The sequence below is a fragment of the Hyphomonas sp. UBA3601 genome (genome assembly GCF_002375605.1).
GTDB lineage: Bacteria > Pseudomonadota > Alphaproteobacteria > Caulobacterales > Hyphomonadaceae > Hyphomonas.
This window is the reverse complement of the sequence record NZ_DFME01000137.1, coordinates 401-20,685: the sequence shown is the minus strand read 5'-3', so window position 1 is coordinate 20,685 and position 20,285 is coordinate 401. Positions and strand designations below refer to the sequence as shown.

The following is a 20,285-nucleotide window of genomic DNA, read 5'->3' as shown; positions in this document are numbered from 1 at the left end:
GCCCTACCGGGTTCGCTTCTGATTCCCTTGCATCCGCATGTATCGCTTTGCATCCGCTTGCGCCCTGTCTGTCCCGGGCCACGAAAACGGGGATGGCGACGCCATCCAGGTCTGTTTGTTTTACGGGACCGAAATACCGGCCATCAAGCGACGCCGGATGCGGCGTCAGCAGGAAAAGCTCATCGCTTTCAAGCCGGACACAGCCATCCCACACAGGCAGGTTTCGGCCACTGGAATCGACAATCAGCGCTTCCGCCACAACTTCATCATTGATCAGAATGTCGCGTCCGGTCCGGCAGATTTCATCGCCGGGACCCCCGGCAATCTGTTTCAATAACGGCCAGTCTTCGCCAACAAATTCATGCTCCTGCGCCCAGTTCGCTTGCACGCTCTGGCTGGAGACGACGACCCATCGGCCAGGGGTGAAGGGCGCGTCGCTCAGCCAGTAAAGCCCTGTCGGTGCGCTCGCGGTCCGGTTCCAGATCAAGCGATCTGCGGGGTCGAGAACCAGACCGAAAAAGACAAGACCGGCGCTAAATCCTGTCATCCAAAGCGTGCGCTTTTTCATTCCGGCTTCTGCAGGCGTTCGGATGTGGACGCATAGGAATTGCGCTCTGACCAGCGGATGAGATCGGGTTTCGGATAGAAGACCCGCGCGCCATGTTTGCGGTAAATCGGCCCGCGTCCCTCGCAGCGATAATGGTCAAGCGTTGAGCGTTTCAGCCTCAGAAATTCTGCCGCTTCCTCGACACTCAAAAGCTCCGGCCAGCCATCGTTTCGGCGATCATTTCGTCTGTTTTTCGTCATTGTACACAGTGTCCTTTCATCACTTTTGAGACGAAAGGATTGGCGGAGATTGCGGGATTTTGCAGAGGGAAAATGGATCACATGAATTTTCCCCCGACGTTTTAACCAAGGAAAAAGCATAAAAAAACCGCCCCGGAGAAAGCCTCCGGGGCGGCGTTATGGTTGGTGTTTCGGCGTCTAGCCCTGCGGGTTCCAGAGGATGACGTGGCGGCCATCCTTATCCTTGACCGGGGCGAGGTTCGCATAGATTTTGCGCGGGCCGATCATCGGGTCTGCGAGGGTGAGCGAGACATATTCGCGGCCCGAAGACTTCGCGGTGCGGACCCAGCCGCCGCCAATATCGGAGCCTTTCTCTCCGGCATAGACCCTGAAATCGGGCTGTTTGTCGGCGGTCTTTTCGTCATTTTTGATGATGCGGATCGGCGTGTTGAGGCTCATCATGGCAAGTGCGCCTTCAAAGCCTGTGTCTGTTTCGCTGACATATCCAAGTGCGTTAGCCATTTTCATATCTCCTTTTGGCTTCGTGTCGCGGGCGCCCCGATGGCTCCGTTGACGCTGACCTAAAGGGACGGCGGGCGGCAGGTCTGAACCGCGAAGCGGGCGCAGCAAAGCGGAGCACCGCCCGGTGGCGGAAATTTGATTCGCGGTGAATGCGCGTTCGGTCTTCTTCAGACCGAACAGCAGAGGAAATTTCTGGCGATGGGCGGTTTCATGGCCCGCAGGCGGTCGTCCAGGTCAGGCAAGGAAACGGGGCCGCTCGGGGCGTCCTTCGTGCAATGCCAGAGGTGTTTGCAACTGGCAGGCACGCCAATATGTCAGGAACAAACAGGGCAGTTGGTAAGGAAACCACCCATGTCGTTTCGCGAGCTTGCTTCCGCGCCACCAACAGGAAAAGACCGCCCGGCAAAACTGCCGGACGGTCCCGAACCATGCCGCTTACGGGAGGCGTGTCAGGCGGCGATGGCTGTCTTTGCTTCCGGGGTTTCGAGCGAAGCCCTGTCCTCGCTGTCCTCGAACAGACCCCTGACGGCCTCCCACGCTTCGGCGGGCGGGCATGGCGCGCCGTCAAGATAAGAGGATGGCGACTGCCGCATCCAGCGGGGCCGCCAGTCCGGGTCGGGGTCGCATCCATGCCCGGCGATGCGGTTGCGGATGACGGATTTCTGCGCCTTTCCGGTATCGGTCAGGACAGACCGGGCCGTGGATGGCGAGGCGATTTCAGCGACCACTTCATTGATGACGCGCTTGTCGCGCAGCAAGTAAAAGAACGCCTCATCGGGCGACCACAGCGCGGCAAAATCCGTGTCCGTCACATGTGCGGCGGCTTCGACGGCGGGCGAACCTGCCTGCAGGGTTTCGCCCATTGCGACGGCGAGAACATGCAGCACCTCTTCATCACTGAGCGCCAGAAGCCGGGCGAAGGTCTCGCAAGGGTCGGCGGGAAAAGCATTCTCCGCCACCAGCGAACCGTCTTGGTCATCCTGCCCAATCAGCGCCTTGGCCTTGGCGCGGTGCGCGGCGAACTTCACTTCCCCTGCCGAAGCCGCGAGGCTTTCCGCGGTCGCTTCCTTCCGTGTGCGCTGCTGCTCAACGTCCAGCCGCCAGTTATCCGAGCGGGTGACAAGATGGGCGACGGCGAGGCGCAGCGCGACGCCGGGCGCATCGCACAGACTCGCCCTGACGGCGGCGTGACGGTGCAGCGCGACATATTCCGCCAAGGGACCGGACATTTCCGGTTTTGGGGCGGGCTTGCCGTTCTCGCCATCGCCGCCCCGGCCAAGGATACGCTCGATTTTCTCGATGTCCTTTGATGGCAGATAGCCTTCATGGGCCGTGACAGAGCCGTCATGGCGGGTCTCGATATAGACCTTGCCGCCGTCTTTCCGGCTGCGCTTGCCATGCTCCCATGTCAGGAAGTGCGCGCCCCGTTCCAGCACGACGGTTTCGGCCCAGCCCTCATTCCGGTAGCGTTCGGCCATGTCGGCGATGGCCTCATTCTGGCAAGTCCAGAACAGGTCAGCGTCCCCGAAAATGGCAGTCTCGCCGAACAGGTCGGTCAGCACGGTCCCGTCATAGGCTTCCAAATCGAACAGCGCCTTGTCGGTGGTGATGCGGCCGCCGCCTGTGAGCCAGTCTTTCAACTGCTCGCCGCGCGGGGCGTATTCGTCTTCCGCGTTCAACAGGGTCAGCCAGTCTTCCTGCTGCTCTTTTGTGGCGAGCGTCAGGGCGTAAAGCGTCCGCTTGTCGATGATTTCGGCCCTGTAGAGCGCCTTGATATCATCGGTGAGCGCCGTCAGCGCCAGCACCCGGCGCACCATGAGTTCGGTGACGCCGAAGCGCTCTGCAATCACCGTGACGGTCTCGCCTTTTGAAGCAAGCCGGGCGAAGACGTCATATTGCAGAAACTCGTCGGCTGGAAGGTGGGTGGTGTTCTCGACAAGGGTCGCTTCCAGCGCGGCAATGTCATCGCCGGATTGCATAACGAGACAGGGCGCTTTCTGCGCCTTGCCTGTCTCCTTGGCGAGGCGTTTGAGGGCGAAGAAACGGCGGCGTCCGGCGACAACGCCATACTTGCTACCTTCCTTGCGGACCAGCATGGTCTGCAAGACGCCGCGCGACTTTATCGACGGATAGATGTCGGAAATGTCGGGCGCTTTGCGCCCGTGGCGCATATTGAGCCGGGACACTTTCATGTCGGTGATAGGGATATGTTTTAACTGCATGGCGTTGCCTCCTTCATGATGTGCAGTTGGTGGGATGCCCCGTGCGTCAGCGCACAGGGCGGTTTTCAAGCCAGAGGCGGTAGGCGCGATGCGCCGCCCCCTCGCTCTCGAAAATGTGGAAACAGCCGCAGACCAGCACGGCCCATGCGCCAATGTCTTCGGCGTCAAGCGATGCAAGCGCCGCGTCGAGTCGGCTGATGCGAAAGGGCGGATTCGTTCGGCAGACAAAATGTCCCCCGGACCTTTTGTTTATCTGCCTCACCATGGCGCCGCTTCCATCGCTGCGGCAGCGCTGCAGGGGTCCGGCGCGGCATAAGCGAGAATGTAATCAGCCGCCTTGGAAGCGAGCGACGCGGCGCGAAAAATGGCGCGCTTGTCCTCGCGCAATACTTCCAGCCAAGAACCGATGTAATCCGTATGCCGCACGGTCGGGGCGATGGACTGGTCCGCGCAGATGAACGCACTGGCGAGTTCCGCCACCAGTTCCTCGCGGGCGTAATCTTTGGTGCCGAATGCGCCTTTCAGGTCGCGGGCGAGGCGTTTCGGGTGCCCGGTCCAGTGGCCAAGCTCATGAAAGCAGGTGCGGTAATAATTGATCTGGTCAAAGAAAGCAGGCTGCGGCGGAACCTGAATGAAATCCCTGGACGGAACATAATAGGCGCGGTCGCCGCCAATCCTGAAATCCGCGCCCGTCGCTGTAATCAGCGCTTCGGCGCGGGGGATAATCTCGCGCTCCGGCAAGTCGGGCGCGTTGGCGGTCAGGTCTTCGGGCAGGCCGTCGCACTGGTCTGCATTGAACACGGTATAGCGTTTGAGAAACGGCACCGTGCCCGGCGACTCGCCCGTCTCGCGCACACGTTCCCGTTCGGCTTTCGGGGTGAAGCGGTCGGCATAAACAACCGTCGTGCCGCGCTCGCCTTTGCGAACACACCCGCCAAGTGACAGCGCCTGTTTGAAGGTCAGCCATGTCTGACAGGAACGGCTTTGCTCAATCGCCGCGCCCCATAAAAGCAGAATATTGATTCCGGAATAGCGCCTGCCCGTCGCGCCATTCTCGGGCAAGCCAAGCGGAGTAGCCCCCTCCACCCCGCCCCAAGGCTGCACCCAAGGCGCGCGCCCCTGTTCCAGTTCCGCGATGATGTTATCCGTGACCTCTGAATAAAGGTCTTTCCGCGTGTTTCGTTGTCTGCGGCGCTGCGCCATCTCTGCCTCCTCTGACCCCCGCTTTTTTCCCGCAAGGCGGGGGCGGTGAGAGGCCGCTGGCCAGATGGCGTCAGGCGTGAGCGGAAGGGGTCAGGTAGGAGGCCGCAGGCACATAGACGATCTTCAAGACGCCGCCCCCCTTCCGGGAGCGCCGCCATCTGGCATGCGCGCCTCCGCCCCCGCCTGAGAGGGAAAAAAGAAGCAAACATGCCGGCGCGCCAGCGCCGACCGAATCCTTCACAACACTGCTTAAAAACTGCGCCAGGGATGAAAGCCCGAAGGGCCGGGACGGCGCGCAGCGATGGCCTGGTTCACGCCAGCCCGGCCGGCGAAGGCCGGGGCGCCCTTTCCTTGGTCGAACAGCCGAACACCGCCCTTAGAAAAAACGCCGCGTTCGCTGCTTATAGGCGCAATACTCATCCCCATACTGGCGTTCCAGCCAGGGCTCTTCTATCCTCGGAGCGAGCCAGTACATCGCTGCCCATAAAGACAGCAGAAACGTTACGCGCAAATCGTTCAAGATGATCGCCCAGCCCAGCAGACCAAGCCAGGTCACGACATAGATCGGGTTCCGGCTGAAACGAAACCAGCCATCTGTCACCAGCCCCCGCGCTTCGCCGAAGGCATTGCGCCAGCCCATCTGGATTGAGATCCAGAAGGCAAGGCCAATACCCGTGACCGCCAGCACGCCGCCGACACCTTGCCGGGCCATGGCCCCCGCATCCTCCGCCGGCTCAAAAACGAGGATGGAGAGCGCAACAAGCGGGTATAGAAACAAACGAAAAAAGGCCCAGAACGTCCGGTATTGCCAGCTCCGTTTTTCCGGAGGCGGAAAAAACTGAAAATCGCGTCGGAACAGCGATACCGCACACAGCGAAAAGATCGCTGCCGCTCCGGACACTGACAATCCGAACGCCAGCCATTCCATCCATAGGGGTGTATTGAACACAGGCGCGCCTCCTAAATCCAGCGCCGCGTGCGGATACGGTAGGCGTCAAACGCTTCACCGAATCTCGCCTGCAGCGCGCGCTCTTCCGGTTTGATCTGAAACTCAGTCATCAGCCAGACAAAGAGAATTGGAGCTACGAAAGCGGACAAATTGCCCATCAGAAACGCGCCGCCTGTCAGAATGGCCGCCATGGCCAAATACATCGGATTGCGGCTGATGCGGTAAAGCCCTGTGGTGACCAGCGTGGCAGCCTCTTCAGGGGCGAGCGGATTGACGGTTGTGCGGGCGCGGATGAATGCGCCGAGCGCGAGCGCCAGAATGGCCATGCCAGCAGCGATGAAAAGCAACGCCGCCGCAGAACGCCACACGCCTTCGAACGCCAGAAAAGGCGTGACAGAGGACAGTCCCCAGCCGATCGCACCGCAGATCAGGACCTGAACAAGAGGTGGAATGCGCAGGCTCATGAGGACGATTCGACCGGAGTCGCATGCGACGCGCCGGTTGTGTTCAGTTCCCGCAGGGCCTGCAGCGTGATGGCGCTCGCCGATTTCAGGAACAGGCCCGCCAGAAGGGCGGCGACAAGCAGGTCCGGCCAGGCCGTTCCGGTCAGCGCGACAACCCCGCCAGCGACGATCACGCCGACATTGCCGATGGCGTCATTGCGCGAGCAGAGCCAGACCGAACGCACATTGCTGTCGCCGTCGCGCCAGCGCAGCAGTATCAGCACGCTCGCGACATTGGCGGACAGTGCCAGAAAGCCGACCACTCCCATGGTTGCGGCTTCCGGCGGCGCGCCGTTCATGACCCTCAACACGGTCATGCCGAGGACGGCGATCGCGATCGCTGCGAGCGAGGCGCCTTTGATCAGCGATGCAAGCGCCCGCGTCCTCAGGCTCGCCCCGATAACGAAGAGGCTGAGCGCGTAGGTCGCCGTATCGCCTGCGAAGTCGAGTGCGTCGGCTTTGAGGGCCTGAGAGCCCGACATTATCCCCGCCGTCATTTCAAACAAAGAACATGACCGCATTGATGGCGATGACGGCCATCAGAGCCCGCTTATAAGCAGGCGAAACCCCATCAAATGTTTTGTCCTCACAGCAACCCGACATCTTCTAATCCTATTCCCCATTGACGATTCTCGAAGAAACCCTACAGTCTACAGCGACTATAGAGGCAAGACTTTTCTTTGGAGCCCGGAATGACGCAGATGACCATTGGTCGTTTATCGAAAGCGGCGGGCGTGAAAGTGACAACCATACGCTATTATGAATCGATTGATTTGATGGGCGAGCCGGACCGAAGTTCGAGCGGCCAACGGCTATATGGCGATGAGGCCGTGCAGCGTTTGTCGTTCATACGGCATGCCCGTGATCTTGGTTTTCCGATGGAGGCCGTTCGTGAAATGATTGATCTGCAAACTCAGCCGGATCAGGATTGCACGGCCGTGGACGCGATAGCCCGTGAACAGCTTGCAGATGTGCGCAAACGCCTGACGCAGCTTGAAGCGCTTGAGGCGGAGCTCAAACGGATGATTACGTGCTGCGAGGGCGGCCGGGTTGACACGTGTCGGATCATTTCAACGCTCAATGATCATAGCGAATGCATCGCAGATGCGCATGAGCGGCTTTCGACCTTTTGAGCAAACCGCTTGACCCTACAGTGACTGTAGATGGTAATTCTCTTCCATTATTGAAAGCACCTCCCGATAAATTTGGATGGGCGAGACTGAATGGAACAACGACAAAGCATACGTGTAGTCTCTCAATTGAGAGCATTGTCATGAGCAAAACATCTACCTCCCCAACAGCAGGCTCCGACACTTCGCTCCCGTTTCGTTACCGGGTATCAGGAATGGATTGCGCGCGAGATGCTGCCGAAATCGAACGGGCGGCTCAATCGGCTGGTGTCGCCCCAAAAGCCGTCAAAGTTTCGGCTGCGACACATATTATGACGCTATGGGTTTCAGAGTCCCAACTTCCAGAAATCGAACTTGGCGTCGCCAAAACCGGTTACGGCTTCGAGAGAATTGCGCCAGGCGATGATGGCCCCGCCGCCTCACAAACCCAAAAGAATCCGGAGTATTTACGCGCCCTTTGGATCGTAATTTTCCTGAACGTTGGTTATGGAATTGTGGAAATGATCGCGGGTTTTTTCGCCGGTTCACAGGCGTTAAAAGCTGATGCGTTAGATTTTGTCGGTGATGGTCTCATTACATTCCTCGGCGTGCTCGCAATCGGCTGGAGTCTTGCCTGGCGCGCTCGTTCAGCCATGATTCAAGGCGTATTCCTAGCTTTGCTTGGCTTCGGCGTACTCGCGAATACGGTGTGGCGTCTTCTTAATCAAACGATACCTGACGCTGCCCTGATGGGCATGTTCGGGCTCATCGCGCTCGTCATAAATGTCATCGCCGTCTTACCGCTACTCCCTCACCGAAAAGGCGACGCTAATGTCCGCGCGGTTTGGTTGTTTTCACGTAATGACGCCATCGGGAACGCGGCCGTAATTGTGGCAGCAGGTTTGGTCGCCTGGCTCGGTCACGGTTGGCCCGATCTCGTGGTTGCAGTCGGGATCGCCGGGCTATTCCTGCATTCTGCATGGGCAATAATTCGCGATGCACGCAACGACCTCAGAGCCGCAATATGACCATTCAGAAGATTGGATTCATCATTGGTCTGGGCGTTCTGGCGATAGATCAACTCACTAAAGCACTTATCCTCAATATTGATGCCCTGGATAACGGTGTGACGGTCCTTCCATTCTTCAACATTGTGCGGCTCAAGAACAATGGTATCAGCTTTGGTCTTCTAGGCAGCCTGCCTCCCTGGCTCCTTACTCTAGCCGCTCTATCGATCGTCGCGGTTTTATTCTATTGGTTATGGCGCACCGCTGATCGCCAGATCGCAACCGCACTCGGGCTGATTACAGGTGGAGCACTCGGAAACATAGTCGATCGCGTGCGACATGGAGCGGTGACCGATTTTTTAGATTTTCACATCAATAACTACCACTGGCCCGCGTTCAACTTCGCCGATAGCGCGATTGTCTGCGGTGTCGGCTTACTGTTGATCTCTGAGTTACTCACGAAGCCACGACGGACGGATAATGCTGAACAAAAATAGCGGCTGATTAATCTGGCCCATGCTTAATAGTTGTCGATGTAAGAATTCGCTTGCCCCTACAGCCACTGTAGGGGCTATAAAACCGACATGATCAAATTCGATTCACTTCGCGTTGGCCTCGCAATGGCCGCCTCAGCGCTCGTAGCAAGCTGCGCCAGCTTTGCCGATCCGCTCACTGAGACGCTACAACCGCTCGGGGCCTGGGCCAGCGGGACCGACGGTGACGCCTGTGAAACCGCTCCGATTACTTATTTTTCATCGGATGGGGTCGTGCTTGTCCTCCTCAGCGCCAAAGGGCCGGTCCATGCGATTGGCAGTTGGGACCGCAACGGCGACGTGCTGGCCATGACGCATAATGACTTTCCGCTCGATCCCAGCGGGCAATCAAAACCCGCTGTTGAACTCAGTATTATGACATTGGACGCTGATAGATTTGTCACCCGAAATGCCAAGGGCGATATTCGGGAACGCATTAAATGCAGCGAGATTGCGATAAAGACGGGTCATGACACTGAGCCGCACTAAATAAATGAATAGATTTAATGATTTTGACAATGAAATTGGATAGTCGTTGAGCGAATGAAAATTGTAACCGTCATATGCACCGCCAGGTTTTGGCTTGCGCTCATGTTGAGCGTGACCCTTGGTATGGGTGCAACGGCGGCCGATATTCATCCTGTGGACGCTGAAGAGATTGCCTGTATGACCGCAGACGCTGAAGCGCATCATGCCGCCGAAATCGGTGACACTGAAAATGATGATAGTGAGCAGCGTCCGGCCCACAAACATCATACTCATAGCTGCGGGCCATGCCATTTGCATATGGTGGGTATGAACAGCCTGACCTTCTCTTACGCTTTATCAGCTACATCGGGGCTTCGCCCCGGCGCAGACCAGCACGTTCCGCGCGCTGGTCCTCACGGTCTTTATCGTCCTCCGCGTGCCTAACCTGACTCTCTGAATCCGCGCCTTTTGCGCGTGGGTTTGATGTCGATTCAGGTTATCACAAGGAAGAATATCCCATGCCAAAATTCAAACAGGGCGCACTCTGCGTCCTGATCGCGGCTGCCTTTGCAGGCACAGCGGTCGCGGCCCCGTGCAACGGGCCAACAGGCAGCGCGCCGACCATCGTGCCCGATGCGCCGCTAACCCTCACTATGGCGCTCATGCAAATCCGTCATGCGTCCCCGGATGTCCGCCGGGCCGCACTGGAGACGCGCGCCAGCGCAGCCGAAGCCGATCAGGCTGGGCGCCGTCTTAATCCGTCAATCGGACTGGAAATTGAAAACTTCTCAGGCACCGGACCGCTCAACGGGTTTGACCAAACCGAAACCACGCTCGCCATTGAGCAGACATTCCAGCTTGGAGGTAAAAGAGCCAAGCGCGAGCGTGCCGCGCGGGCGCGGGCAGCGCTCGCCGACGCTGAATGCCGCGTCATATTAAGAGAGACCGAGCTAGAAGCAGCGCTGCTCTATCATGACCTGATCGCCGCGACAGAACTCGCAGCGCTGGCACGGGAGTCGGCGGATCTCGCCGTGTCTTTGGCTGAAACCGTTGCGAAACGTGTTGAGGCCGGCGCGGCCGCCCCGCCGGAGCGCTCGCGCGCCGAGGCAGATGCGGCTGCACTCAAAGCCGCCGCACTTGCCGCAGACGCTGAAATTGATCAACGCCGCTATGAACTCGCCGCGCTTTGGGGAAGCTCAACGCCGGTTTTTGCGCCCCCGCGCGCCATATTGTCTGATGAAAGTGAAATACTCTCAAAGACGCGCGGGCTTGACGAGCACCCGGCGCTCGCCGCGGCTAAAGCTGGAGCAACAGCCCGCGACGCTGAGCAGGACGCCGCCCGCGCGGCCGGTATTCCTGATGTCACGGTTAGTGCGGGCGTTCGCCAATTTGAAGAGACCGGCGACAATGCGCTCCTGGTCGGGGTCACCGTGCCGATTCCGCTTTTTGACCGTAACCGCGACGCCGCTCGCGCAGCGGGTTATCGCGCCGATGCCGAACGTATCAGCGCCGTCGCCGTTGAGGCCAGATTGCGGTCGCAGCAACAGGCCGCCGCCGCGCGGGTGCGCGCCGCCGAGGCCCGGCTGACGCTACTCGAACAGGAGGCGCTACCTGCGGCCCGTTCCGCCTACGACGCATCTGTTGAAGGCTACGCGGCAGGCCGGTTTGACCTCACATCAACGCTCGATACCCGTAAAGGGCTGATCGAGGCAGGCGTCAGCGTAATTGACGCGCGGCGTACCCTTAATGCGGACCTCATGCGTCTCAAAAGCCTGATCGGTGCCGCCCCGTTTAATGGAGACTTCCAATGAAACAGACACATATTTTGCCAACGACCATGATGGTTCTGGCCGTGATTTTGGCGGGATGCGGCAATGCAACCCCGGATACAAATCGGGTCGCTAGCGAAACCTCCGCCGCGACCGCTGATCACGATGATCACGATGATCATGCCGAAGAAAAAGCGGATCACGATGACCATGGCGAGACCGATCAAGATGATGAGCATGACGATCATGCGGAAAGTGACGGCGAGCCTGACGGCCATGATGATCATAGTGAATCCGAAGGCGACGTTGTAAAACTAACCCAGGACGCGGCCACTGAGGCCGGTATTGAAACAGCAATTGTTGCAGAGGGGGCGATTGCGCAATCTCTCAGCCTTCCGGCCGAAATCCGCTTTGACGCTGATCGTGTTGCCAATGTCTCGCCCAAGGTCAGCGGCGTAATTGGCAAACTCTATGCGAGCGAAGGGGATCACGTGGCACGCGGCGATACGCTGGCGCTGATCAAGAGCCGTGAACTCGCAGGTCTGAAAGCCGCTTGGCTCACGGCGGAAACGCGCAAAGCTCTGGCCAGTCAGGCGCTGGCCCGCGAGGAAAAACTGTTTGCGGACAAGATCACCTCGGAAGCCGATTTGCAAGCCGCGCGGGCGGAATTTGAAGCTGCGAAAGCCGATAGTGACGCGGCTGAAAATGAGCTCCATGCCGCAGGTGTCAGTCATGCCGCACTGGAGCGCATTTCCACGGCGGCTGACGGCGATAATGCCAATGCCTATCTGACAGCGCCGATTGCCGGAACGGTGGTGCGCCGCACGGTCATGCTGGGCGAAACGGTCTCAGCCGGGGATGCCGGCGCTGATCCGCTGTTCACCCTTGTCGACGATAGTGTCGTCTGGGCGGATATTGCCGTTTACAAACAGGACATCGCCCGCATTCGCGTCGGCGCTCCTGTCGCGCTAAAAACCGACAGCGGTGAAATCCTTGCGCAGTCCACAATTGCCTTTGTCTTGCCGGTCATCAGCGAAACGTCACGCACCGCGACGGCCCGCGTGATCGTTGACAACCCGGATGGCACACTGCGACCTGGTCAGTATGTCACGGCCGATCTCAGTGTTGGCACATCTGAGCAGGTTTTGCGCGTACCGGAAGCAGCCATTCAATTGGTTGAAGACAGACCTTCCGTGTTCGTCCCTGTCGAGGGCGGCTATGCACCGCGCGCAGTGATGACAGGCACCAAATCCGGCGGGTTTGTGGAAATCCGCTCCGGCCTAATGGCGGGTGAGGCAGTCGTGACAGACGGTGCCTTCACCCTCAAAGCTCAACTCGAAAAAGACGCCTTTGGCGATGGCCACGGCCACTAGGACATTTGATATGATAAATTTAATGCACCGTATCGCCGGAGGGCGGCTGCTCGCCGCCATCGCGGCGCTCGCCATGACCCTTGGCGGATTATTCGCGTTCAAGGCGCTACCCGTTGACGCCTTTCCCGATGTGACACCCTCACTCGTTCAGGTCTTCACAGAAACCGAAGGCCTCGCCCCAGAAGAGGTGGAGCGCTACGTGACCTATCCAATCGAGACCGCCATGTCCGGCTTGCCAAAGCTAGACCATATGCGCTCGGTCTCAAACTTTGGACTGTCCGTCGTTAACATCTATTTTGAAGACGGCACGGATGTCTATTTTGCGCGCCAGGTTGTTGGTGAACGCCTCGCCGAAGCGCGCGGCAATATCCCCGATGGCTTTGGTGACCCGCAAATGGGGCCGATTTCAACAGGTCTAGGGATTATTCTCTATTTCCGTCTCGAAGATGAGACCGGCGCGCGCGATCTTGTAGAAATGCGCGAAATCCAGGACTGGATCATCAAATACCAGCTTCAGACTGTGCCCGGCGTCACCGAAGTGCTGTCACTTGGCGGTTATGAAAAGCAGTATCAGGTCAGGCTCGATCCGGACGCGCTATTGGCTTACGACATCCAGATTGGTGATGTGATGACCGCCCTTGAGCGCGGCAACAAGACCGAAGGCGCACAATTTCTCGAAATCGGGGCCGAGCAATATACGGTCCGCGGCGTCGGACTGGCGCGATCGGTTGAAGATCTTGCGGAAATTGTCGTCAATGTCGATGATGGCCGCCCCGTGCGGGTACGCGACCTCGGTGAAATCATTGTCGGCGGCGGGGTACGCCAGGGCCTGGCCACCGCCAATGGCGAAGGTGAAGTGGTCGCGGGACTGGTGCTCAAACTCTATGGCGCCAATACGTCCGATGTGATTGCGCGCGTTCAGACACGCTTTGAGGAAATCAACAAAAACCTGCCGGAAGGCGTCAACGCCGTGCCCTATTATGATCAGGGAACACTGGTCAACAAAGCTGCCGCCACGGTGACAACGGCGCTGTGGCAGGGCGCGCTACTCGTCGCACTGGTCGTTTTCGTCTTTCTGGGCGGCTGGCGTCCAAGCCTGGTTGTTGTCCTTTCTATTCCATTTTCCGTGGGCTTTGCCTTCATCGCGATGCAATGGCTCGGCATCAGTGCCAACCTCATGTCGCTGGGCGGCGTGGCCATTGCCATTGGCATGATGGTGGATGGGGCTATCGTCATCGCAGAAAATGTCGACCGGGGATTCCGGGAAAGCGATCCGTCTGTCGATCAGAGAGATGTTGTGGCGCGCTCGGCTGCGGAAGTCATAGCGCCGCTAATTGCGGCCGTTGCGGTGGTGATCGTCGTCTTTCTGCCGCTTTTCTCGCTGCAAGGCGTGGAAGGTAAAACCTTCCGGCCTCTGGCAGCCTCCGCGGCGCTCGCCATGACGGGGTCATTGTTCTACGCCGCGCTGATTGCGCCATCGCTCGCAAATGGGGTCATGCGTCGGAGCAAAAAGCCGCGTGAGGACCGTCCGGGATGGATTGCCCGCACGGTCAGCCAAGCCGCCGGATTCTTCGTTCGCCAGCGTTTGGCGGCGATTGCTCTGGCCGCCATCCTCCTCGTAGCGGGCGGACTGGCCGGATCGCGCCTCGGGTCTGAATTTACTCCTTCGCTTGAAGAAGGTGATGTTCTACTCCGCGTGACCATGGCACCATCTATCTCTTTGACAGAAGCGGCGGAAACGACCACCCGCGTTGAGAAAAGGCTTCTGACGGCCTTTCCGGAAATCAAGTCTATCGTGACCCGAATCGGTCGCGGTGAGGTCGGGGCCCACGCCGACCCGACCAATAGTGCGGAAGCTTTTGTTGAACTCAATCCGAGGTCGGAGTGGCGCAAAGGCTTGTCGCCGGAGAACTTGCGCACAGCGATATCGGAAAATCTCGAAGGTGTGCCCGGTATTGTCGTCAATATCGGTCAACCTATCGCGATGTCTGTTGATGAGCTTTTGACCGGGACGCGCGCAGAACTTGCCGTGAAAATTTTCGGGCCGGACAGTGATGTCCTGTTGAAAAAGTCACAAGAGCTACAGGCCATCTTGCAACAGGTCGATGGGGCAGCTGAAGTTCAGGCTGACCAGATTACAGGGGCGCCACAACTCGTGGTGCGTGTCGATCGCGCGGCCCTCGGGCGGTATGGTCTCGATGTTGAGGACGCGCTTGACGCCTTGCGGACCTCGGTCGGCGGCGCAGAAGCCGGCGCTCTGTTTGAAGGCGTTCGGCAATTCCCGATCGTCGTGCGGTTTCATGAAGAGAGCCGCGATACAGCCGAAGCCATCCGCCGTTTGGTGCTGGAATCGCCGACCGGCGCACGTGTCACGCTGGAAAGCGTGGCCACTATCGAGACCGTGATTGGTCCGCGCCAGATCACGCGAGAGGATGGCGAGCGCTTTATCACTGTCCAATCCAATGTGCGGGGCCGTGACATCGGGTCTTTTGTAACGGAGGCGCAAGCTCTGACGGACGCCAATCTTGACCTGCCTGCAGGCTACCGCGTTGTCTGGGGCGGTCAGTTTGAATTGCAGCAACAGGCCAATGCTCGGTTCGCAGTTGTGATACCAATCACGCTCGGCATTGTATTGCTGATCCTGCTACTGACATTCGGACGGCTTAAATCGGCAATTCTCATACTGCTGAACATCCCCCTGGCGTTAACCGGAGGCGCGCTCGCACTCTGGATTACAGGCCTGCCTGTCTCGGTTCCCGCGACGGTTGGTTTCATCGCGTTGTTTGGTATCGCACTTGGCAACGGGATGGTCCTGGTGAGCTTCATGGATGATTTCGCCCGCGCCGGGCGGGACCGGGATGCGCTCGCAATCGATGCGGCTGGGATGCGCGCCAGACCCGTTCTGATGACGGCGATGACAACCGCTTTGGGACTTGCGCCCTTGCTGTTTGCGACTGGCGTCGGCGCCGAAGTACAGCGGCCTCTGGCAACTGTCGTCACAGGCGGGCTTGTCTCTTCAACTCTGCTGACGCTGCTCGTGATGCCGGCATTGCATCGGTGGTTCTCGCCAAAACCTGACTCGCATCATTCGCTACTGGAAACACGGCACAACCCCGAAACTGTGCCAGCGGAATAAATCACTCCGCCTTGGCGGTGTAATCCGCCAAGGCGTCACTTTTTTGGAGACGCTTATGTCACCCCCGAAACACTCAAATCATGATCATGACACTGACAGTCATGGTCATGACCATGGCGATGTCATTAGCCGTATAGTGGGCCCGCGCGCGGAAATCATCTTTGCCGGGCTAGCTGGACTTTGCCTGCTGGCAGGCTGGCTCGGACCCAAACTTGGGTTTCTACCGGACCCCATCGGATTTGGCTTCCTGCTCGCGGCTTACTTTTTCGGCGGTTATTTCGTGCTGCGTGAGGCCATGGGTAAAATACTCAAAGGCCAGTTTCAGATCGACTTTCTGATGCTGGTGGCTGCTACGGGCGCCGCCATTCTCGGCGAATGGGCGGAAGGTGCTTTTCTTCTCTTCCTGTTTGCCATTGGCCATGCCCTTGAAAACTATGCCATGGCCCGGGCGCGCAATGCGATTTCGGCTTTGTCGGATCTCACTCCGGATGAGGCGCTTGTCCGTAGGGGTGAGACGACAGAAACCATTGCGATTGACGAGTTAGTTGTCGGCGATGTCGTTGTGGTGCGTTCCAATGAGCGCTTGCCAGCCGACGGATTTGTGGTCAGCGGACAAAGCGCCGTCAATCAGGCGCCCATTACAGGCGAAAGCGCGCCCGTAGACAAAAGACCCGTGGCTGACCGCGAAAAGGCAGCTGCTAATCCTGACGCGCTGAAGGCCGAAAGCCGCGTGTTCGCGGGGTCAATCAATGGGTCCGGCAGTCTTGATATAGAAGTGACCAAATTGTCGGGCGAGACGACGCTGGCCCGCGTTGTCACCATGGTGAGCGAGGCTGAAACACGCCAGTCACCGACCCAGAGTTTTACCAAAAAGTTCGAGCGCATATTTGTGCCGTGCGTCATTGTTCTGGCGGTTGTTACGTCGCTGGCCTTCCTTGTTTTGGACGAGACGGCTTCCGAAAGCTTCTACCGAGCCATGGCTGTATTGGTGGCGGCAAGCCCCTGCGCGCTGGCCATTGCAACCCCAAGCGCCATTCTCTCCGGCGTGGCCCGCGCCGCGCGCGGCGGCGTGTTGATCAAGGGCGGCGCGCCGCTTGAGGCGCTCGGACGGCTCGACGCCATCGCCTTTGACAAAACAGGCACACTGACGGAGGGCGAGCCGCGCCTAGTGGATATTGTGCCTTTCGGCGATGTCGATGAAGACACTTTGCTCAGGGTTAGCGCCGCTGTTGAAACGCTGAGTGATCATCCGCTGGCCGAGGCCGTGGTGCGCGATGCGAAAAGGCGCCTCGGATCAATCCCCGACAGCGCAACCGATTTTACAAGCATAACCGGTCGCGGTGTTTCCGCCATGTATGATGGCCAGATTGTGCATATCGGCAAATCGGCCTTGTTTGATGAGGTGGACGGCAAGCCAGTGCCCGAGGACTTGGCAGAGCGCGTCAATTCGCTGTCGGCCGATGGCCGCACAACGATGATTGTGCGCCATGGTGAGCGCTATCTGGGCGTAATCGGTCTGATGGACACGCCGCGCGAGGCCGCGAAAAGCGTCATAGCGCGGCTGCGCGACATCGGTGTGACCCGCATGATGATGATTTCGGGCGATAATCAGAATGTGGCAGATGCTGTCGCGCGAGACGTTGGGCTGGACGAGGCCTTCGGCGATCTCATGCCCGATGACAAAGTCACCAAGATCAAATCGCTCAAGCAAGGCCGCGGCGTCGCTATGGTTGGGGACGGCGTCAATGATGCGCCTGCCATGGCTAATGCGACTGTCGGTATTGCCATGGGAGCGGCGGGCTCAGACGTTGCGCTTGAGACCGCTGACATTGCCCTCATGGCTGATGATCTTGAAACGCTGCCATTTGCCGTCGGATTGAGCCGGGCGACCAGTCGCATTATCCGGCAAAATCTTTGGGCGAGCCTCGGCATCGTCGCCTTTCTTATTCCCGCGACGCTTTTCGGTCTCGGGATCGGGCCCGCTGTCCTCATTCACGAAGGTTCAACTTTGATCGTCGTGTTCAACGCTTTGCGACTACTTGCGTTCCAGGATCGCGAGCATTGATGAAACTGAAGGTCATCTGGTGCCGAATTCAATCAAACGCCCTGGTGCCGCCAGCGCGGCTCAGTGTTTCTGACTAAAACTGAAAAGTAATCATTCACAAAAGTAGTCTACGTATGTCGATGAATAATTTGCGGAACTTGTTCATTACGGGGACCTTAGCCGCCTCGCTCGCGGGATGCGCGTCGGCCCCAAAAGCTTTCCAACCATTAGATGTCATCGAAGCTGAAGCGGTCCGTGCCGAGTGCGGACTCATCCTACCGGCTTCCAGACTCAAGAGCGGCGGAGACTTCAGGCGACGGGCATATCAGACCTGCAAGAGCGACGTTCTAAGAGAGCTTGCCCGCAATGAGTGAAGACTTCACTCATGCGGCACGCTGATTAAACCCCAGCTGTGCGCCGAGAAGTTCAACCAGATAGCCGCCATCCCGCAGCCCCTCCGCCTTTTTGATAATGTAGCGGATGGCGTCCCGCATGGTGCCGGTTTCATCGCTCCACTCGGCATCGACGGCCGCTTTGCCGTTGAGAACAATGGCGATTTCGCGCCGTGACATGCCAAGCTCAAGACAATCGAGGGCGACCAAACCGTCACGCAGGATTTGCGTGGTTTTGGTCCAGAGCGGCGCCTCGGGCACGCTGCCTTCCTCGATCAGGGCAAGTGCGGCTTTCTGCGCTTTCAGTTTGCGCTCATAGGCTTTGAGATCAGAGATGGTCAGTTTCATCCGAACAGGTTCGAGCCCCAGAATCGAAACGCCGGTGCAGCGCACCTGCACGACGCAGCCCTTGCCGCGGATCAGAAGAAATTCGCGGGCCTGCAAATCGGTAATGTGGGTGATTTGGCAAATTGGAACCGTGCTGTCCCAGATATCACAGCTTTCGCCCGGCGCCCGTGGTGAGCAGTTCACTTCCACCTGATCGGGAAACACATGCTTGTTCCAGACCGCATCGGCTTCAAACCCATTAAGGTCTGGATCGGGCATGAACATAAGGCCCCAGCGGTGAGCGAGGCGCTGCGGGTTGCGGGGCTTCAAGAGACGAATATCGGCGCAAGGCGCTTTCATTTCAGATACATCGTCGTCCGACCGCGCCTCTGCATCGCGTCTGAGGTCGGGATTGCGCCTTGCATATTCCCATGCCCAGCGATCAGGCGACAGGCGCGAAAGGTAATCGTAGCGCGCCAGGACGCCTTCCGAACTCAAGGTAAAAGTCTTCATCATCAGCTCCCTTCACAGGGGAATTCAGCAAGATGAGTGCCAACCTGAAATTGAAGACTGAATTCATACGCGCAGATTACTTAATGCATGAACAGCATCTTACGGGAATAATTTGAGCATCTGATCACTATTCAAACTCTCCTCATGAGGGATTTTTACAGTCGCAACCTGTAGCAATAGTTACAGGTTCGCGTTTGCATTCATCTGCAGCAGGTCGCGGGGCGTTGCTGGATATGGCCCGCAGTCCCACTCCCCGAAAATCGCATGGGCTGTCAGGCTTTGGTCACTCGGAAACGTGAGTGACAGGAGCCTTATGAAATGGACAAGCCCGCGCACCAAAGCGAAACAGAAGACCGTCGCAGCGCAATGCTGCGCACCGCGTTCTGTTCTGTGGTGCGCGAAGCGCTGGAAGCGCCAGATACGATCGAAATCATGGCCAATCCTGATGGATCGGTCTGGATCGAGAAGGCTGGCATCGGCCTCATCATCTCTGAACACACTCTCCCGTCTTCCGACCGCGAGCGCGTCATCCGGCTCGTGGCCTCTGGGGTGGGAGTAGCCGCAAACCGCACCTCCCCGATTATCTCTGCTGAACTCCCCGGCAGCGGCGAGCGGTTTGAAGGGCTTCTCCCACCCGTCTCAACCGCGCCATGTTTCTCCATCCGCAAGCCTGCGACCACACCGTTTGAACTCGGCGACTATGTCACCCAGGGCGCGCTGGCGCCTGCGCTGGCCCAAGCGCTCAAGGACGCGATTGCAACGCATGCGAACATTCTGATCGCCGGCGGCACGTCCTCTGGCAAGACGACATTTACCAATGCCTTGCTGGCAGAGCCCTCACTACATGACGACCGCATCGTCATCCTTGAAGACACGCGGGAGCTGCGCTGCGCCGCACCCAATGTCGTCCAGCTCAGAACCCATCGCGGCAGCACCAGCCTGCAGGACCTTGTCCGCTCGACCCTGCGCCTGCGCCCCGACCGGATCATTATCGGCGAAGTGCGCGGGGCTGAAGCGCTCGACCTGCTCAAAGCCTGGAACACCGGCCATCCCGGCGGGATCACCACGCTGCATGCGAACTCCGCCCACGGCGCGCTAGCGCGGCTTGAACAGCTGACACTGGAAGCCACACCGCGCGCGCCCTTCGACCTCATCGCAGAGGCGATTGACGTCGTCGTGTTCATGAGCCGCGCGGGCGGCCAGCGCCGCGTTGAAGAGGCACTCCGCGTCACCGGCTTTGACGGCGAGGGCTACCAGACCCAGCCGCTCGTCTCCCGCTCTTTGTCCCTCGTCCAACATGGAGAAACACTATGACCCTCTACACCCACCTTCAGACCGTAAACCGAACGGTTCAGGTCGCGGCCTGTATCGGCCTCGGCCTGATGATCGCCGGTCCCGCCCATGCAGCAGGCTCCGGCATGCCCTGGGA

Annotated in this window: 17 protein-coding genes and 1 pseudogene; 8 read left to right on the top strand and 10 right to left on the bottom strand. The window is 58.8% G+C overall.

The window, feature by feature from the left end; all coding sequences use genetic code 11:
• From B4F73_RS15530 to B4F73_RS15495, 8 genes and pseudogenes are all read right to left on the bottom strand, one after another.
• A partial coding sequence (locus tag B4F73_RS15530; protein ID WP_290483717.1) for a S26 family signal peptidase occupies window positions 1–547 on the bottom strand: 547 nt, incomplete at its 3' end.
• 17 nt (window positions 548–564) lie between these two features.
• Window positions 565–807 carry a helix-turn-helix domain-containing protein gene (locus B4F73_RS15525; RefSeq protein ID WP_051602531.1) on the bottom strand — a complete coding sequence of 81 codons (243 nt, stop codon included), beginning with the start codon at window positions 805–807 and terminating at the stop codon, window positions 565–567.
• A 177-nt stretch (window positions 808–984) separates the two neighbouring features.
• Window positions 985–1,308 carry a DUF736 domain-containing protein gene (locus B4F73_RS15520; RefSeq protein ID WP_035549592.1) on the bottom strand — a complete coding sequence of 108 codons (324 nt, stop codon included), beginning with the start codon at window positions 1,306–1,308 and terminating at the stop codon, window positions 985–987.
• Window positions 1,309–1,757: 449 nt separating this feature from the next.
• A complete protein-coding gene (locus B4F73_RS15515) occupies window positions 1,758–3,530 on the bottom strand; it encodes a ParB/RepB/Spo0J family partition protein (RefSeq protein WP_035549568.1) in 1,773 nt (590 codons plus the stop codon).
• 258 nt (window positions 3,531–3,788) lie between these two features.
• Complete coding sequence (locus B4F73_RS15510; RefSeq protein ID WP_051602529.1) at window positions 3,789–4,733, bottom strand: ArdC family protein; 945 nt, start codon at window positions 4,731–4,733, stop codon at window positions 3,789–3,791.
• A 376-nt stretch (window positions 4,734–5,109) separates the two neighbouring features.
• A complete protein-coding gene (locus tag B4F73_RS15505) occupies window positions 5,110–5,661 on the bottom strand; it encodes a methyltransferase family protein (RefSeq protein WP_051602528.1) in 552 nt (183 codons plus the stop codon).
• A 32-nt stretch (window positions 5,662–5,693) separates the two neighbouring features.
• Window positions 5,694–6,146 (bottom strand): methyltransferase family protein, encoded by a 453-nt coding sequence (locus B4F73_RS15500; RefSeq protein WP_034827847.1) that lies wholly within the window; start codon window positions 6,144–6,146, stop codon window positions 5,694–5,696.
• A pseudogene (locus tag B4F73_RS15495) lies at window positions 6,143–6,788 on the bottom strand (cation transporter). Before B4F73_RS15495 ends, B4F73_RS15500 begins: the two are co-directional and overlap by 4 nt.
• 89 nt (window positions 6,789–6,877) lie before the next feature.
• Between B4F73_RS15495 and B4F73_RS15490 the strand changes: the two are divergent.
• The 3 genes from B4F73_RS15490 (at window position 6,878) to lspA (ending at window position 8,798) form a co-directional block, all read left to right on the top strand.
• Window positions 6,878–7,318 carry a MerR family transcriptional regulator gene (locus tag B4F73_RS15490; protein WP_051594960.1) on the top strand — a complete coding sequence of 147 codons (441 nt, stop codon included), beginning with the start codon at window positions 6,878–6,880 and terminating at the stop codon, window positions 7,316–7,318.
• A gap of 212 nt (window positions 7,319–7,530) precedes the next feature.
• A complete protein-coding gene (locus B4F73_RS15485; RefSeq protein ID WP_112061941.1) occupies window positions 7,531–8,322 on the top strand; it encodes a cation transporter in 792 nt (263 codons plus the stop codon).
• On the top strand, window positions 8,319–8,798 hold the full coding sequence (lspA, locus tag B4F73_RS15480) for a signal peptidase II (protein ID WP_051594959.1): 480 nt from the start codon (window positions 8,319–8,321) through the stop codon (window positions 8,796–8,798). Before B4F73_RS15485 ends, lspA begins: the two co-directional genes overlap by 4 nt.
• 384 nt (window positions 8,799–9,182) lie before the next feature.
• On the opposite strand, the gene B4F73_RS15475 is transcribed toward lspA, so the two are convergent.
• Complete coding sequence (locus B4F73_RS15475) at window positions 9,183–9,596, bottom strand: hypothetical protein (RefSeq protein ID WP_290480836.1); 414 nt, start codon at window positions 9,594–9,596, stop codon at window positions 9,183–9,185.
• Between the two features lie 224 nt (window positions 9,597–9,820).
• Here B4F73_RS15475 and B4F73_RS15470 point away from each other — a divergent pair, with 224 nt between their 5' ends.
• From B4F73_RS15470 to B4F73_RS15455, 4 genes are read left to right on the top strand one after another with little or no spacing between them, the layout of a single operon-like run.
• Entirely contained in the window at window positions 9,821–11,113 is a 1,293-nt protein-coding gene (locus tag B4F73_RS15470) for a TolC family protein (protein ID WP_034827840.1), read from the top strand.
• Window positions 11,110–12,444, top strand: coding sequence for an efflux RND transporter periplasmic adaptor subunit (locus tag B4F73_RS15465; protein ID WP_034827838.1), 1,335 nt, complete (start codon window positions 11,110–11,112; stop codon window positions 12,442–12,444). The genes B4F73_RS15470 and B4F73_RS15465 overlap by 4 nt, the downstream gene beginning before the upstream one ends.
• A 10-nt stretch (window positions 12,445–12,454) precedes the next feature.
• Entirely contained in the window at window positions 12,455–15,580 is a 3,126-nt protein-coding gene (locus B4F73_RS15460; RefSeq protein WP_034827860.1) for an efflux RND transporter permease subunit, read from the top strand.
• Window positions 15,581–15,635: 55 nt separating this feature from the next.
• A complete protein-coding gene (locus tag B4F73_RS15455; protein ID WP_035549561.1) occupies window positions 15,636–17,645 on the top strand; it encodes a heavy metal translocating P-type ATPase in 2,010 nt (669 codons plus the stop codon).
• A 362-nt stretch (window positions 17,646–18,007) separates the two neighbouring features.
• Here B4F73_RS15455 and B4F73_RS15450 read toward each other — a convergent pair whose 3' ends face one another.
• A complete protein-coding gene (locus tag B4F73_RS15450) occupies window positions 18,008–18,856 on the bottom strand; it encodes a DNA -binding domain-containing protein (protein WP_158534022.1) in 849 nt (282 codons plus the stop codon).
• A 318-nt stretch (window positions 18,857–19,174) separates the two neighbouring features.
• Between B4F73_RS15450 and trbB the strand changes: the two genes are divergently transcribed.
• On the top strand, window positions 19,175–20,170 hold the full coding sequence (gene trbB / locus B4F73_RS15445) for a P-type conjugative transfer ATPase TrbB (protein ID WP_035549558.1): 996 nt from the start codon (window positions 19,175–19,177) through the stop codon (window positions 20,168–20,170).
• The last annotated feature ends 115 nt before the right edge of the window (window positions 20,171–20,285 follow it).

Excerpts from the sequence above, each read along its gene's own strand:
- lspA (WP_051594959.1), top strand. The coding sequence starts at position 8,319 with ATGACCATTCAGAAGATTGGATTCATCATTGGTCTGGGCGTTCTGGCG.
- B4F73_RS15510 (WP_051602529.1), bottom strand. The coding sequence starts at position 4,733 with ATGGCGCAGCGCCGCAGACAACGAAACACGCGGAAAGACCTTTATTCA.
- B4F73_RS15485 (WP_112061941.1), top strand. The coding sequence starts at position 7,531 with ATGGATTGCGCGCGAGATGCTGCCGAAATCGAACGGGCGGCTCAATCG.
- B4F73_RS15475 (WP_290480836.1), bottom strand. The coding sequence starts at position 9,596 with ATGAGTATGATGTTTGTGGGCCGGACGCTGCTCACTATCATCATTTTC.
- B4F73_RS15490 (WP_051594960.1), top strand. The coding sequence starts at position 6,878 with ATGACGCAGATGACCATTGGTCGTTTATCGAAAGCGGCGGGCGTGAAA.
- B4F73_RS15500 (WP_034827847.1), bottom strand. The coding sequence starts at position 6,146 with ATGAGCCTGCGCATTCCACCTCTTGTTCAGGTCCTGATCTGCGGTGCG.
- B4F73_RS15450 (WP_158534022.1), bottom strand. The coding sequence starts at position 18,856 with ATGAAGACTTTTACCTTGAGTTCGGAAGGCGTCCTGGCGCGCTACGAT.
- B4F73_RS15470 (WP_034827840.1), top strand. The coding sequence starts at position 9,821 with ATGCCAAAATTCAAACAGGGCGCACTCTGCGTCCTGATCGCGGCTGCC.
- B4F73_RS15520 (WP_035549592.1), bottom strand. The coding sequence starts at position 1,308 with ATGGCTAACGCACTTGGATATGTCAGCGAAACAGACACAGGCTTTGAA.
- B4F73_RS15525 (WP_051602531.1), bottom strand. The coding sequence starts at position 807 with ATGACGAAAAACAGACGAAATGATCGCCGAAACGATGGCTGGCCGGAG.
- B4F73_RS15455 (WP_035549561.1), top strand. The coding sequence starts at position 15,636 with ATGTCACCCCCGAAACACTCAAATCATGATCATGACACTGACAGTCAT.
- trbB (WP_035549558.1), top strand. The coding sequence starts at position 19,175 with ATGGACAAGCCCGCGCACCAAAGCGAAACAGAAGACCGTCGCAGCGCA.
- B4F73_RS15505 (WP_051602528.1), bottom strand. The coding sequence starts at position 5,661 with ATGGAATGGCTGGCGTTCGGATTGTCAGTGTCCGGAGCGGCAGCGATC.
- B4F73_RS15465 (WP_034827838.1), top strand. The coding sequence starts at position 11,110 with ATGAAACAGACACATATTTTGCCAACGACCATGATGGTTCTGGCCGTG.
- B4F73_RS15460 (WP_034827860.1), top strand. The coding sequence starts at position 12,455 with ATGATAAATTTAATGCACCGTATCGCCGGAGGGCGGCTGCTCGCCGCC.
- B4F73_RS15515 (WP_035549568.1), bottom strand. The coding sequence starts at position 3,530 with ATGCAGTTAAAACATATCCCTATCACCGACATGAAAGTGTCCCGGCTC.